This is a genomic window from Ochrobactrum chromiisoli, assembly GCF_026241335.1.
GTDB classification, from domain to species: Bacteria; Pseudomonadota; Alphaproteobacteria; order Rhizobiales; family Rhizobiaceae; genus Brucella; species Brucella chromiisoli.
The window spans coordinates 215786-230283 of sequence record NZ_JAPHAV010000003.1; the positions used below are offsets into that span (position 1 = coordinate 215786).

Consider the following 14498-nt stretch of genomic DNA (forward strand, 5'->3'; position numbering starts at 1 on the left):
TTATTCCCACGCTATCACTTCTTCTTCCGACCAGCCGACAGGCACAAATCCCATTCTCTGGTAAAGCTGCAACGCGCGTGGACTGTCGAGCGTGTTGGTGTGAATTGAAATTTTTTGCGGCTCATGTGACCACGCCGTGGAAATCGCTTCATTGAGAAAGAATTTTCCCAGTCCCCGCCCCTGATAATCCGGCATGAGGCCAAAGTAGAGAATTTCAGCCGTTTCGGGTAAGGCAGCGAGATTGATCTCCAAAAGACCGGCCGGATTGCCATCGACATAGAGAACGTGAATTTCGGTGGTTTCGGCGTGAATTGCTTCGGCCACTTCTGCATCATTTTGCACGCGTCGCATCATCCAATGATGCTGACGCCCGATTTGTTCATAAAGGTAGCGATAGAAATGCACGGGCATTTCGGTCGATCGCATGATGGCAAGGCGCACACCAGATGGCACCGGAACAGACAGTGACGACCGTGCCGTCATTTCCAGATGGGTTACTCTGGCGGTAAGCTTTTTTTGTGGCATTTTATTCTGCTTCGCCGGTCACGACAGGCGTATCCTGCCTGCTGCCCCACTCGCTCCAGGATCCATCATAAAGCCGATTGTCTTCATGGCCAAGCGAGGTCAGCGCGAGGGTGATGACCGCAGCCGTCACGCCGGAGCCGCAGCTTGTAATAACAGGTTTGTTGAGGTCGACACCGGCACTGCGAAAAATTTCGCGAAGGCTGTCGAGGCTCTTGAGTTGACCGTTTTCAGACAACGATCCAACGGGAACGTTGCGTGCGCCCGGCATATGACCGGAGCGCATCCCTTCCCGCGGCTCTGCATCGCGGCCCGTGAAACGGCCAGCCGCCCGCGCATCGGCGATCTGAGAGCTGCGTTCATCGACGATTTTGCTCATTTCTGCAAAATCAACGACCTTGGCCGCATCGAATGAAGGCGTGAAAACTGTTGCAGCGATTTTTGTCACTTCATCGGTGACGGGGAAGTTTGCTGCTTTCCAGCCATCAAAACCGCCATCGAGAACCAGAACGTTCTTCACGCCCATCACGCGGAACATCCACCAGACGCGCGGTGCGGAGAACATGCCGGGACCGTCATAAACAACAATGGTTTCATCTGCCGTGATGCCCATTGCACCGACATGGCGCGCAAAAAGCTCTGGTGAGGGCAAGGTATGGGGAAGGCCTGAATCCTTGTCGGCAATCACGTCCTGATCGAAGAAGACGGCACCCGGAATGTGCGCTGCATCATATTCATCGCGTCCGTTACGACCGGCTGCGGGCAAATACCACGATGCATCCACGATTGCGAGGCCCGGCTCGCCCAGTCGGGCTTTCAGATCATCGCGGGAAATAACAAATGCGCTTTTGTCGGACATGATTGCTCCTGAAATTCTCAAGCTTGCGGTGCATTGCCAAATCGAATGCGGAAGCGGCGGTTTTCCTTGCCCTTCTTTTCGATCTTGCCGATGTGGATTTCACCCACTTCCTGTGTTTGAGAAACGTGTGTGCCGCCGCAAGGTTGCGAATCCACCGAACCATTTTCGCCGATAACCACCAGACGCAAATGTCCCGTGCCAACAGGCGGACGTACATTCTTTGATTTCACAATATCAGGATTGGCCAGAAATTCCTCGTCGGTAATCCAGCGCAGCGTAACGGGATCATTGGCTTTGACCATTTCCATGAGTTTTTCTGTCACCAGTTCCTTGGTATAGCTCGCATCTGGCAAATCGAAATCGACACGGCTTTCCTCTTCACCAACTGCGGCACCGGTAATTGGAAACGGACATGCGACAGAAAGAAGATGGCAGGCCGTATGCATACGCATCAGCTTGTAGCGGCGCTCCCAATTGAGTTGCAGAACCAGCTTCTCGCCAATTTCGGGCACCGCCTGCCCTTCGACTGGCACATGGATGATTTCATTTTTGCTTTCGCCGGTCACAGTTGCAGCAATTTCAATGCGCGAGCCATCGGCACGTTCAAAATAGCCCGTATCTCCCGGCTGTCCGCCGGACGTGGCATAAAAATTTGTCTGATCAAGAATGATGCCGCCGGACTCTGTCAGGGCAAGGACCGAACCCTCCGCGCTTTTAAGATATGCATCTTCGCGGAACAGTGCTTCAGTCTCGTATGCCATGATTATCCCTCGTATGGTATTTCAATCTCGGTTTTTGTTTCAAGCCAGCCCGGCACGGGCAAGTCTTTTCCCCGCAGGAAAGCCGGATTGAACAGCTTGGACTGGTAACGATTACCATAGTCGCAAAGCACCGTCACGATTGTGTGGCCCGGACCGAGGTCTTTTGCAAGGCGGATTGCACCGGCAATATTAATACCCGATGAGCCACCGAGGCAAAGCCCTTCCTCTTGCACCAGATCAAACAGAATATCGAGTGCGTCGGCATCGCCAATGCGATAGGAAAAATCAGGCGTAAAACCTTCGAGATTGGCCGTAATACGCCCCTGCCCGATGCCTTCGGTGATGGAATCGCCTTCCGATTTCAGTTCGCCCGTCGTGTAAAAGGAATAAAGGGCTGCGCCATAGGGATCAGCGAGAGCGATCTTGATATTCGCATTCTTGTCCTTGAGGCCAAAGGCCGTGCCTGCGAGTGTGCCACCCGAACCGACAGCCGAGACAAAACCATCGACCTTGCCATTGGTATCACGCCAGATTTCCTGTGCTGTGGTTTCAATATGTGCGTTGCGATTGGCCACATTATCGAATTGATTGGCCCAGATAGCACCATTGGGTTCGGTTTTGGCGAGTTGTTCAGCCAGGCGGCCCGACAAACGCACATAATTGTTCGGATTGCGATAGGGTGCTGCTGGAACTTCAATCAGTTCCGCACCCAGCAGACGCAAGGCATCCTTCTTTTCCTGGCTTTGCGTTTCAGGAATAACGATTACAGTGCGATAGCCAAGCGCCTTGGCAACAAAGGTGAGGCCGATGCCGGTGTTTCCTGCCGTGCCTTCAACAATAACGCCACCGGGCTTGAGAAGTCCGCGTTTTTCGGCATCACGGATAATATAGAGCGCTGCGCGATCCTTGACCGACTGACCGGGATTGAGAAATTCAGCCTTGCCATAGATTTCGCAACCAGTGATTTCAGAAGCCTTTTTCAAGCGGATGAGTGGTGTATTGCCGATAGCATCGAGTGCTGAATTGAGCATGGCTTCCGTTCCTTCTGGTTGAGAGGAAACTACGGGGAAGCATGACGTTCTTCAAGCAACCGGGGAATAATTTTCCAGGTGAAATTGCAATGACGAACTCAACAATCCAGCTAAAACGAAAAAACCGCCCCGTTAAGGGCGGCTTTTAGAAAAACGTGTGCTGCGATTAAGCAGCGCGCTGGCCGCCACCGCCGCCACCTGGACGACGCTTGCGATGGAATGGACGCTTTGGCTTTGCAGCCGCTTCGCCGTTTGCTGGCTTTGGTGCTGGCGTTGAACGATTTTCGCCAGACTTGGCCATCTTGTTGGCCGGACGACGATGCTTCTGTGGCACGCTGTGCGATCCGGGTTTACGATCCGAACGTGGTTTGTCTTCAGCATCATCAAACTTTGGCGCCGGTGCTGGTGCGAGCTTGACGGGCGCTTCCTTGATGGTGAGCTTGCTGCGCGTGACGCGTTCAACGGCACGAAGCTTTGTATCTTCCGTTGCAGCATCATAAAGCGTGATCGATGCGCCGCTTGCGCCGTTACGGCCCGTACGGCCAATGCGGTGCACATAGGTTTCCGGCTCGTCCGGCAGGTCATAATTGACCACATGGCTAATGCCCGGAACGTCAATGCCGCGTGCGGCGATGTCGGTTGCAACCAGAATGCGCAATGTGCCATCGCGGAAGCCGTTCAGCGCGCGCTGGCGGGCGTTCTGTGATTTGTTGCCGTGGATCGCTGCAACATCGAAACCGTCACGTTCGAGATGACGCACAACCGCATCGGCACCGTGCTTTGTACGGGTGAACACGATAACGGATTTCATGGTCTTGTCGCCCAGAAGACCGGAGAGCAGACGACGCTTTTCCTTGGTTGGAACAGGGTGCCCAACCTGAGTTATTTCAGCCGCTGTTGTGCCCTGTGGAGCCACTTCAACGCGAACCGGATCACGCAGCAGGCTCTGTGCGAGTGCTGCGATTTCCTTTGGCATGGTTGCCGAGAAAAGTGCGGTCTGACGGTTTTTGTGCGTGCCCTTGGCAATGCGCTTCACATCATTGATGAAGCCCATATCAAGCATACGGTCAGCTTCATCGAGAACCAACCAACGGGTTTCCGAAAGATCAATGCAGTTCTCACGCACCAGGTCAGTCAGACGGCCAGGTGTTGCGATGAGAACATCAACGCCGCCCTGCATGCGCTTGATCTGGCTCAGGCGCGATACGCCGCCGAGAACGAGCGCAGTCGAAATATGCGCCTGCTTGGCAACGGTACGGATCGTTTCTTCGATCTGCACGGCCAGTTCGCGGGTTGGTGCAAGGATCAGCGCGCGTGCCGTCTTACCCTTGCGCTTGTCGCCAAGCCCAATGATTTTCTGCAGGATCGGCAGGCTGAAGGCAGCGGTCTTGCCGGAACCTGTCTGTGCGATGCCTAAAATATCGCGACCTTCCAGCTGATGCGGAATGGCCTGTGTCTGGATCGGCTTTGGCTCGGTCATACCAGCAGCTTCAACGCCTTTAAGGAGTACGCCAGTAACGCCAAGAGCGGCAAAGCCGCCAATGTTTTCAGTAGTCAATTTAAACTCTTTCGGCGGCACCGCAAAATTGCAGTCCGCTTTAAAACTTCGGACAAGCGCAACTTGCCGAAAAATAGCTTTGTGATGATACGACGGGACGCCGGAAACATCCGGTCGACTTGCGCTGCCGTGCCCGAAACCAGTCGGGTCTCCCCTGCTCTCAGACCATTCTGACTGCAAGAGGCGAGACGCAACAAGTCCGATTCCGGGAAGGCTGAAACAGTTCAGCCCATGCGCCTGAGCAGGCATATGGGGCGTTTTACCCCAAAAAGCAAATGATTTTTATTTAATGCTTTGTCAGATGATGAAATCTGCAAGCACCTGATTGTCCGTTATATCCTGATAGGCCCATCCGGCTTCGGCAAATTTCTTTTCGAGAATTTTGAAGTTCGCCGCATTCTTGGTTTCAATGCCGATCAGGACGGAACCGAAATTGCGTGCGGATTTCTTCAAATATTCAAAGCGGGCCACGTCGTCTTCCGGACCGAGCAGATCAAGGAATGAGCGCAGTGCGCCGGGACGCTGTGGGAAGCGGAAGATGAAATATTTCTTCAGACCTTCATAGCGAAGCGCGCGTTCCTTGACGTCCGGCAGGCGTTCAAAGTCAAAATTGCCGCCTGACACGACGATAACAATGCGCTTGCCTTTAAGTTCGCTTTTCTTGAAATCTTTGAGCGCATCAATGCCAAGCGCGCCTGCGGGTTCAAGGACCACGCCTTCGATATTTAGCATTTCAACCATTGTCGAACATAGGCGGTTTTCTGGAACCGTGATGACAATATCTTTGTCGAAGCCTTTGAGAAGCTTGAAGTTTTCTTTGCCGATCTCTGCCACAGCTGCGCCATCGACAAAATTATCAACCTGACTGAGCTTGATCCGTTTGCCTGCTTCAAGGCTGCCTTTGAGGCTCGCAGCACCTTTAGGCTCGACAAAGCGGTAGGCAATTTTCCAGCCAAGGCCATCGAAATATTGGGTCACACCTGCCGACAAACCACCGCCGCCAACTGGCAAAAACACAAAATCCGGCTTTTTGCCATCCGGCAGCTGGCGCTCGATTTCGAGCGCAACAGTCGCCTGCCCTTCGATAATGCCAGCATGGTCAAAAGGCGGTACCATTACGCCCTTGTTTGCCTCCGCATAGTCTTGCGACGCGGCATAGCAGACATCGAAAATATCGCCGATGAGCTTGATTTCGATAAATTCTGCACCGAAAGCGCGGGTCTTGTCGATTTTCTGCTGCGGTGTTGTCACCGGCATGAATACCACGCCTTTACGACCGAAGTGTCGGCAAGCAAAGGCAAAACCCTGAGCGTGATTGCCTGCTGAGGCGCAGACAAATATCGCATTTTCGTCGGCAGTTTTCACCGCGCGTGAAATGAAGTTGAAGGCACCACGTATCTTATAGGAGCGAACCGGCGTCAGATCTTCGCGCTTGAGCCAAATTTCCGCGCCGTATTTCCGTGAAAGATAGTCATTGCGCTGCAATGGCGTCTCTGGAAAGAGCGCACGCATGGCAGTTTCAGCTTGAGCTACGGCTTTTACGAAGGCGTTCATCAATCAGCTTTCTGCATTCTCTTGAAGATTTGCGCATCGCTACATTGCTTTACTGTTTCAAACAAGCTTGAAACAGTAAACATGAGTAAAAACGCAATGTTTTATCAGGGAAGATAGGTGGTGCGGTCGGCGGGACTTGAACCCGCAAGCCTAAAAGGCGACGGATTTTAAGTCCGTTGCGTATACCAATTTCGCCACGACCGCAGCTGAGGAATTCTATGTCATGATTTGTAAAACAAATTCAAGCTGTTTTGAACGCTTACAACAACTGGTTTTGCTGACAGTGGATATTATTCAATAAATTGTTCGCAACGATTTTTTAGAATGTAAGCTCGTGTAAAAGTGAATGATCATATGCGGGCGCGTTAGTTTGAGAATTATAGAAAATCAGTTGCAGCTTGTGTCAGCCACGGATTAACTGTGATGAAACAGAATGGAGTCTGGGCATGACGACTATCCCGCAAAAAGCCGTTACCGCTGCAATGCTTGCCATTGGCGATGAGCTTCTCTCAGGGCGCACGAAAGACAAGAATATAGGCCATCTGGCCGAGGTTCTGACGGCCGCAGGAATTGATCTTAAAGAGGTTCGTATCGTTGCGGATGATGAAGATGCCATTGTTGCAGCCCTCAATGCGTTGCGTCCGGGATATGACTATGTCTTCACTTCCGGCGGCATTGGTCCGACCCATGACGACATCACTGCGGATGCCGTATCGCGCGCTTTTAATGTGCCTTGTATTTATGATGAAAAGGCGATGACCCTTCTGGCAGAAACTTATGCCAGACGTGATTTGGAGTTTACCGACTCTCGCAAGCGCATGGCGCGCATGCCTGACGGGGCAGAGCACATCGACAATCCCGTATCCACGGCGCCCGGTTTTCATATTGGCAATGTCTATGTCATGGCGGGGGTGCCTTTGGTCTTTCAGGCGATGCTCGACAATGTTCTTCCAACGCTTAAAACTGGCCGTAAGCTTTTGTCCAAAACTGTTCCCTGCCCGTTTGGCGAAGGCGTCATTGGCGCCCCTCTTTCGGCAATCCAGAAGGAAAATCCTGAAACGATTATCGGTTCTTATCCGAAATTCGAAAATGGAAAATTCAGCACAGAGCTTGTTGTTCGCGGCAGCGATGAGACCAAAATCGATTTGGCAGTGTGTGCAATTGAGGCGATGATTATCACCTTGCAGACGCAAGGCGCAGCTTGAGCCCAGGATTTTTGCCTGTTTGTCGGAATGAATTGTTATATACTAAAACGGAAAATAGCCGGAAGGAGATCGGATATGTCCTATAAGACGGTGGTGGCTTATGCCCGTAGTGATGCCGAGTTAAAGCGGGTTTTGTCGGCGGTCGCATTGTTGACGCGCAAAACGCCTGACATTCACGTCATCGGCCTTTATTCGGTTCCCTCTCCTATCGTGTACGCTGATCCCAATGGTTTCATTGATCCGGGCATGTTTGAGTTGCATGACAAGCAGCATAAGGAAATCTCCGAACGCCTGAAGCTGCTTTTCGAAGAAGAGATGCGCCGTCAGGCTGTGCATCACGAATTCCGCGTCACACGCTCAGAAACCGGTACGGCTGCGGATGGTGTGCTGACATCCTGCCTTGGCGCTGAACTGCTGGTGGCTGGCCAGCCAGATCCTGACGATCCGGCAACCAATGATGAAACCGCCGACACACTTGTTTTCAATTTGAGTTGCCCGGTTCTGCTGGTGCCGCACGCGCCGATTTTGCCAATGGAAGCGATTGATCGCATTGTTGTGGCATACAATGGCAAGCGGGAGGCCGCACGCGCTGCTTTCGACGCCAAGCCACTTATGAAAAATGCGAGCCGCACGGAAGTCATATGGATTGATCCGCCGGAGCGTGAAAGTGAAGACGAAGCCCTTGCCGGAAGTGAACTGGCGCAGGCCTTGTCACGCCATGGAATCGAGGCCAGTGTTACACCGCTCGCATCCAATAGCCGCAATGCACAGGATGTGCTGCGTGAGCACATCATTGCACAGCGTGCAGACCTTCTCGTTATGGGGGCTTACAGCCACTCACGATTGCGCGAACTGGTTTTTGGCGGTGTTACACGCTCCATGCTCAATGAACTGCCAATTCTGACGCTGTTTTCGCGTTAAACAAATAACACGTCTGACCGGGCTGCTTCGCGCGGTCTGGTGCAATATTTTTGGCGTGGAATGAACATGTCGTCTCACGCCGCTCTTGCGCTACAGGTATTTTTGCGGTTATCAGCATCACCCGGCGCTGACTGTGCCGGGCGGAAAGCCTTTCCTTGTTGTGCAGCATGCACATGAAATGCTGTGCGCGCATAGAGGAAAGCTGCAGATCCAGACAGTTCAGCGCGAATGGCAAGCGTCATCGCGCATTTTTGGTTTGATTAAGTCCGGAACGATGTTTTCGGATTTTCCATGGAGCGTTTTGATGTCGTTGCCCGATAAAGCCTTTCCCGTTTCCTGGGATCAGTTCCACCGTGACGCCCGTGCGTTGGCCTGGCGTATTGCAGATATGGATCGCGAATGGCGTGCGATCGTTGCGATCACGCGCGGTGGGCTGGTTCCTGCTGCAATCGTTTGCCGTGAACTCGGGATTCGTTTGATCGAAACTGTCTGCGTTGCATCTTACCATGATTATACATCGCAAGGCGAAATGGAAATTCTCAAGGGAATCAGCGCGCCGCTTCTCGAAAATGGCGGTGAAGGCGTGATCGTGGTCGATGACCTGACCGACACCGGCAAAACAGCAGCTATTGTTCGTGAGATGATGCCAAAGGCGCATTTTGCCACCGTTTATGCGAAGCCAAAAGGCCGTCCATTGGTCGATACATTCGTAACCGAAGTTTCGCAGGATACGTGGATTTATTTTCCATGGGATATGGGTTTCACCTATCAAGAACCTATTGCTGGCGGAAAACGCGGCTAAACGAAAAAAAATGAAAGGTGATTGCGGTGGTAAAGCGACCGCAATCACACTATATTGAAAGTCAGCCGGAAAGCGGTGGAGGCGTATCACTGATCTTTTATTGAAAGCGAAGTGATCGTTGTTTTTATTAAGTCATTGAAAATAAATATTTTTTATAGTTTTGTTTCAAGGGGCTGCAAACAAATCCATTGTCATTTCGGAGAATCAATCCATTCTGTTTGGAAAATGGTGGGACTTTCGCGGTGAAAACACAGGCTAAAAAATTTGTTGCAACGGAGAAGCGTATTCTGACGCCTTCTGGTCGTTTGCAGCAAGTTGCGGCACTTGTGTATCGTTTTCATGCGGACGATCTGCAAACTCTGCTTATCACCAGCCGCGGTACGGGCCGCTGGATTATCCCCAAAGGGTGGCCACAGGTTGGGCGCACGCTTGCAGAAACTGCCGCACGCGAGGCTTTCGAGGAAGCTGGTGTTCGCGGTGAGATTTCGTCACGCCCTATCGGCAGCTTCGAATATTGCAAAAACGATCTTCCGCCTGAAAGCATCAATCAGTTTTCAGTGGCCGTCTATACACTACACTATGTGGAGCGCGCCAAAGACTGGCCAGAGCGGGAGATGCGTGTGTGTGAGTGGGTTTCGCCGCTCGAGGCTGCAGAACGCGTCGATGAAATTGATCTGAAACGGATTCTTCTTGATTTTGACGGTTCGCTGACGGCGGCGGCTGCCGAATAATAGCTTTTGGTGGGAAAGGAACCCTGCCCCTTCTTATTGTGCAATAGGTTACCCGCGATTTGTCGTCCAAAATTTGAACCCAGTTCCGGGATCGGGATTAAAGACATGCTTTGTGTTGCTGATTGGCATGTGTCTTGGAATTAAATACGCCGAGCTTCATATATCTGTCATTCTCCCCGTTATCCACATTTCGCCTCGCGGCTTAATCACAATATCTAGCGCCGGGGGCTTAATGGTAAACCAAAGCTTGACGCTCATGTCCGAGTCGTTTTTTATAACGACATCGTTGCGTTAGTGGCGTGGCCGAGCGTAAAGAATTTATCGGTCTTTTTTTCAAATCAGTGTAGTGGACAACGGGCGTTGCGTCGAAAAGGCGTGGATCGCACGAGGTTTTTTGCGTCTGAAATTTGCTATGTCAGCGCTGCGTGGCGGATGAATTTTATTGATGCCAATGACGTATTAATACTAGATTTAGTATTTTGGGTCATGGTAATATACCAGATGAGGGAAGCCTTGTCCGCAAGCTTGGATGAAAGCGGTCTTTTGGCCGTGGCGTTGTTTGGGTTTCGCATGATCGAAATCGATTGAAAGAATTCTCGAGGAGCCAGCTCCTCAATCATGATTGTCTTTTGATATATGAGGACATTCGAAGTGAATATGCAGGCACGTATCGTGGCTGGAATGCCGGGGCTGAAATTTTTCAGCGAGGCTACCATATATAGAACGTTTGGATGGGACAGATGAAGATCGAACGCCGTTTCACGAAAGAAAACCAGTCGGCTTATGCGGAGATCGAATTCCGTACGGTGACGAGTGAGATCAAGAATCCCGATGGCTCGGTGGTGTTTCGCCTTGAGGACATCAATGTCCCTGCGCAATTCAGTCAGGTTGCAGCAGACATTCTTGCGCAGAAATATTTCCGTAAGGCCGGTGTCCCTGCCCGTCTGAAAAAGGTTGAAGAAAACGACGTGCCATCATGGCTCTGGCGTTCTGTGCCTGATGAAGAGGCTCTCGCGAAACTTTCGGAAGATGAGCGTTTCGGTTCTGAAATGGATGCTTGTCAGGTTTTCGACCGTTTGTCCGGCACATGGACCTATTGGGGCTGGAAGGGTGGCTACTTCGATTCGGAAGAAGACGCGCGCGCCTTCCGCGATGAGCTTGCTTATATGCTTGCGACGCAGCGCGTGGCACCAAACAGCCCGCAATGGTTCAACACAGGCCTGCATTGGGCCTATGGCATCGACGGCCCTGGGCAGGGTCACTTCTATGTTGACTGGCAGACCGGTAAGCTGACAAAATCCAAGTCCGCTTATGAACATCCGCAGCCGCATGCCTGCTTCATTCAGTCGGTTGGCGATGATCTCGTCAATGAAGGCGGCATCATGGATCTCTGGGTCCGTGAAGCACGTTTGTTCAAATATGGGTCCGGCACTGGCTCGAACTTCTCGCACCTGCGTGGCGCGGGTGAAAAGCTTTCGGGCGGTGGCAAATCGTCTGGTTTGATGAGCTTCCTGAAAATTGGCGATCGTGCAGCGGGCGCAATCAAATCAGGTGGTACAACACGTCGCGCCGCCAAGATGGTGGTTGTCGATATTGATCACCCGGATATTGAAGAATATATCGACTGGAAGGTGAAAGAAGAGCAGAAAGTTGCGGCTCTTGTCACGGGCTCCAAGATCGTCAAGCAGCATCTGACTGCCATTATGAAGGCTTGCGTTAATTGCGAAGCAGACAATGACGATTGCTTCGATCCATCCAACAATCCGGTTCTCAAGCGCGAAATCAAGGCTGCAAAAAAGAATCAGGTTCCTGAAAACTACGTGAAGCGTGTTATTCAGTTTGCACGTCAGGGCTACACGGACATTGAGTTCAAGACCTATGACACGGACTGGGATTCTGAAGCCTATCTGACTGTTTCGGGACAGAATTCAAACAATTCGGTTTCGCTCAAGGATGAATTCCTGCGCGCTGTTGAAAACGACAGCGATTGGAACCTGACTGCGCGCCGCGATGGTCGCGTTATGAAGACGCTCAAGGCGCGCGATCTTTGGGAAAAGATCGGTTATGCAGCCTGGGCCTCAGCTGATCCGGGTCTGCATTTCAACACCACAATGAATGATTGGCACACCTGCCCTGCGGCTGGCCCAATCCGTGCGTCCAATCCGTGCTCGGAATATATGTTCCTTGATGACACGGCTTGTAATCTGGCGTCGATCAATCTGCTGACCTATCGCAATAAGGATGGCTCGTTCGATATTAGTGCTTATGAGCACACTGCGCGCCTTTGGACGATGGTTCTCGAAATCTCGGTGATGATGGCGCAGTTCCCTTCCAAGGAAATCGCCCGTCTGTCTTATGAATACCGTACACTCGGCCTTGGCTATGCCAACATTGGCGGCCTGCTGATGACATCCGGCATTCCTTATGACTCAGACGAAGGTCGTGCGATCTGCGGTGCACTGACCGCAATCATGACCGGCGTTGCCTATGCCACATCTGCTGAAATGGCGAAGGAGCTGGGTGCTTTCCCAAGCTATGAGCCGAATGCTGAAAGCATGCTGCGCGTTATTCGCAATCATCGGCGTGCTGCTTATGGTGAAAATGACGGTTATGAAGGTTTGGCCGTTAACCCGGTTGGTCTGATTGCCGAAAATTGCCCTGATCAAGACATGATCGCGCATGCACGTGCTGCCTGGGACAAGGCGCTGGAACTGGGCGAAAAGCACGGTTATCGCAATGCGCAGGCAACGGTTATCGCGCCGACCGGCACGATTGGCCTTGTCATGGATTGTGACACGACCGGTATCGAGCCTGACTTCGCGCTGGTGAAGTTCAAGAAGCTTGCCGGCGGTGGTTATTTCAAGATCATCAACCGCGCTGTTCCTGAAGCACTGCGCACGCTTGGTTATTCGGAAAGCCAGATTGCTGAAATCGAGGCTTATGCTGTCGGTCACGGCAATCTTAATCAGGCACCGGGTGTCAATCCTTCAACACTGAGGGCCAAGGGCTTTACGGACGAGAAGATTGAAGCACTGAATGCCGCTCTCAAGAGTGCGTTTGACATCAAATTCGCTTTCAACAAGTGGACGCTGGGCGAAGATTTCTGCAAGGACATCCTGAAGCTGACCGATGAGCAGCTCAACGACTTCTCGTTTGAAATGCTGCCAGCGCTTGGCTTTGCCCGCAAGGATATTGAAGCAGCAAATGTTCATGTTTGCGGTGCGATGACGCTGGAAGGTGCACCGTTCCTCAAAGAAGAGCACTATCCGGTTTTCGATTGCGCCAATGCCTGTGGCAAGATCGGCAAGCGTTATCTCTCGGTTGAAAGCCATATCTGGATGATGGCTGCGGCGCAGCCGTTCATTTCGGGCGCGATTTCCAAGACGATCAACATGCCGAATGAAGCAACGGTTGAAGACTGCAAGAGCGCTTACATGCTTTCATGGAAGCTGGCACTCAAGGCGAATGCACTTTATCGCGATGGCTCCAAGCTTTCGCAGCCGCTTAATGCGTCGCTGATTGCAGATGATGAAGATGAAGATGATGCGGTTGATGCACTGATCGAAGCGCCAGCTGCTGCGCGTGCCGTTCACGTCACCGAGCGTGTTGTCGAAAAGGTCATCGAAAAGATTGTTCATGAGCGGGAAAAGCTGCCGAACCGTCGTCAGGGGTACACACAGAAGGCTGTTGTTGGCGGTCACAAAGTTTATCTGCGCACAGGTGAATTTGGTAATGGTCGTCTTGGCGAAATCTTTATCGATATGCATAAGGAAGGCGCTGCTTTCCGTGCGATGATGAACAATTTCGCAATCGCTGTGTCGCTGGGCCTGCAATATGGTGTGCCGCTTGAAGAATATGTTGAGGCATTCACCTTCACCAAGTTCGAACCTGCTGGCATGGTGATTGGTAACGATGCGATTAAAACCGCAACGTCGATCATTGATTATGTGTTCCGCGAGCTGGCAGTTTCCTATCTCGGACGCAACGATCTCGCCCATGTTGATACGAGCGACTTCTCCAATACCGCACTTGGTAAGGGTATTCAGGAAGGCAAGACCAATCTTGTGTCGACCGGCTGGACGCGCGGCTACAAGCCAACGCTTGTCTCGACCACCCTGCCCGGTACAGAATCGAAGGGCTCGGCTGCTTCAACACCACAACAGGTGTCGAATGTAACGACGCTCAAGTCTTCTTCGGCTCGCTCGGCGACGGTTGGTCTTGTGACGGATGGTGCCACGGCCTTCAAGCGTGAGTTTGAAGAACAGCCGACACCCGCCGCTGAACAGGAAAATATGGCTGCAACGGAATTGTTCTCTGATAAGGCGGCTGCCGATGCAGCGTCAGCTCGCGCAGAAACAACAAATGCTGCCAAAAAGCTTGAAGCGGATCGTCGTATCAAGTCGATGATGCAGGGTTACACCGGCGATAGTTGCACAGAATGCCAGAACTTCACCATGGTCCGTAATGGAACTTGTTTGAAGTGTGATACATGCGGCTCTACAAGTGGCTGCAGTTAAGATAGAGTAATATAAAGTATTAATGGCAGGCCGGTTA

At 52.0% G+C, this 14498-nt stretch carries 11 protein-coding genes and 1 tRNA gene; 5 read left to right on the plus strand and 7 right to left on the minus strand.

The genetic code is table 11. From position 1 onward, the window contains the following. The 7 genes from OPR82_RS10250 to OPR82_RS10280 form a co-directional block, all read right to left on the minus strand. The gene (locus tag OPR82_RS10250; protein WP_265984686.1) at positions 1–525 is read right to left on the minus strand and encodes a GNAT family N-acetyltransferase; all 525 of its coding nucleotides are present in this window, start codon (positions 523–525) and stop codon (positions 1–3) included. A gap of 1 nt (position 526) precedes the next feature. After that, positions 527–1381: a 3-mercaptopyruvate sulfurtransferase gene (gene sseA, locus OPR82_RS10255; protein ID WP_265984687.1), complete on the minus strand. Its 855-nt coding sequence runs from the start codon at positions 1379–1381 to the stop codon at positions 527–529. Positions 1382–1398: 17 nt separating this feature from the next. Further along, complete coding sequence (locus OPR82_RS10260) at positions 1399–2142, minus strand: alanyl-tRNA editing protein (RefSeq protein ID WP_265984688.1); 744 nt, start codon at positions 2140–2142, stop codon at positions 1399–1401. A 2-nt stretch (positions 2143–2144) separates the two neighbouring features. Continuing rightward, positions 2145–3173: a cysteine synthase A gene (locus OPR82_RS10265; protein ID WP_265984689.1), complete on the minus strand. Its 1029-nt coding sequence runs from the start codon at positions 3171–3173 to the stop codon at positions 2145–2147. A gap of 166 nt (positions 3174–3339) precedes the next feature. Continuing rightward, a complete protein-coding gene (locus OPR82_RS10270; RefSeq protein WP_407673246.1) occupies positions 3340–4980 on the minus strand; it encodes a DEAD/DEAH box helicase in 1641 nt (546 codons plus the stop codon). 48 nt (positions 4981–5028) lie between these two features. Continuing rightward, positions 5029–6288 carry a threonine ammonia-lyase IlvA gene (gene ilvA / locus OPR82_RS10275; protein ID WP_265984690.1) on the minus strand — a complete coding sequence of 420 codons (1260 nt, stop codon included), beginning with the start codon at positions 6286–6288 and terminating at the stop codon, positions 5029–5031. Between the two features lie 115 nt (positions 6289–6403). After that, positions 6404–6489: transfer RNA gene (locus OPR82_RS10280), tRNA-Leu, on the minus strand. A gap of 242 nt (positions 6490–6731) precedes the next feature. Here OPR82_RS10280 and OPR82_RS10285 point away from each other — a divergent pair. From OPR82_RS10285 to OPR82_RS10305, 5 genes are all read left to right on the plus strand, one after another. After that, on the plus strand, positions 6732–7490 hold the full coding sequence (locus tag OPR82_RS10285) for a competence/damage-inducible protein A (protein WP_265984691.1): 759 nt from the start codon (positions 6732–6734) through the stop codon (positions 7488–7490). 75 nt (positions 7491–7565) lie between these two features. Beyond that, positions 7566–8411 carry a universal stress protein gene (locus tag OPR82_RS10290; RefSeq protein WP_265984692.1) on the plus strand — a complete coding sequence of 282 codons (846 nt, stop codon included), beginning with the start codon at positions 7566–7568 and terminating at the stop codon, positions 8409–8411. A gap of 304 nt (positions 8412–8715) precedes the next feature. Further along, positions 8716–9213, plus strand: a complete 498-nt coding sequence (gene gpt / locus OPR82_RS10295; RefSeq protein ID WP_007875001.1) for a xanthine phosphoribosyltransferase — start codon at positions 8716–8718, stop codon at positions 9211–9213. A 242-nt stretch (positions 9214–9455) separates the two neighbouring features. Next, on the plus strand, positions 9456–9944 hold the full coding sequence (locus OPR82_RS10300; RefSeq protein WP_265984693.1) for an NUDIX hydrolase: 489 nt from the start codon (positions 9456–9458) through the stop codon (positions 9942–9944). Positions 9945–10684: 740 nt separating this feature from the next. Next, entirely contained in the window at positions 10685–14461 is a 3777-nt protein-coding gene (locus tag OPR82_RS10305; protein ID WP_265984694.1) for a vitamin B12-dependent ribonucleotide reductase, read from the plus strand. Positions 14462–14498: the final 37 nt, after the last annotated feature.

Bases quoted from the DNA above. Each gene is read 5' to 3' on its own strand.
- OPR82_RS10250 (WP_265984686.1), bottom strand. From the start codon at position 525: ATGCCACAAAAAAAGCTTACCGCCAGAGTAACCCATCTGGAAATGACG.
- sseA (WP_265984687.1), bottom strand. From the start codon at position 1,381: ATGTCCGACAAAAGCGCATTTGTTATTTCCCGCGATGATCTGAAAGCC.
- OPR82_RS10260 (WP_265984688.1), bottom strand. From the start codon at position 2,142: ATGGCATACGAGACTGAAGCACTGTTCCGCGAAGATGCATATCTTAAA.
- OPR82_RS10265 (WP_265984689.1), bottom strand. From the start codon at position 3,173: ATGCTCAATTCAGCACTCGATGCTATCGGCAATACACCACTCATCCGC.
- OPR82_RS10270 (WP_407673246.1), bottom strand. From the start codon at position 4,980: ATGCCTGCTCAGGCGCATGGGCTGAACTGTTTCAGCCTTCCCGGAATC.
- OPR82_RS10285 (WP_265984691.1), top strand. From the start codon at position 6,732: ATGACGACTATCCCGCAAAAAGCCGTTACCGCTGCAATGCTTGCCATT.
- OPR82_RS10290 (WP_265984692.1), top strand. From the start codon at position 7,566: ATGTCCTATAAGACGGTGGTGGCTTATGCCCGTAGTGATGCCGAGTTA.
- gpt (WP_007875001.1), top strand. From the start codon at position 8,716: ATGTCGTTGCCCGATAAAGCCTTTCCCGTTTCCTGGGATCAGTTCCAC.
- OPR82_RS10305 (WP_265984694.1), top strand. From the start codon at position 10,685: ATGAAGATCGAACGCCGTTTCACGAAAGAAAACCAGTCGGCTTATGCG.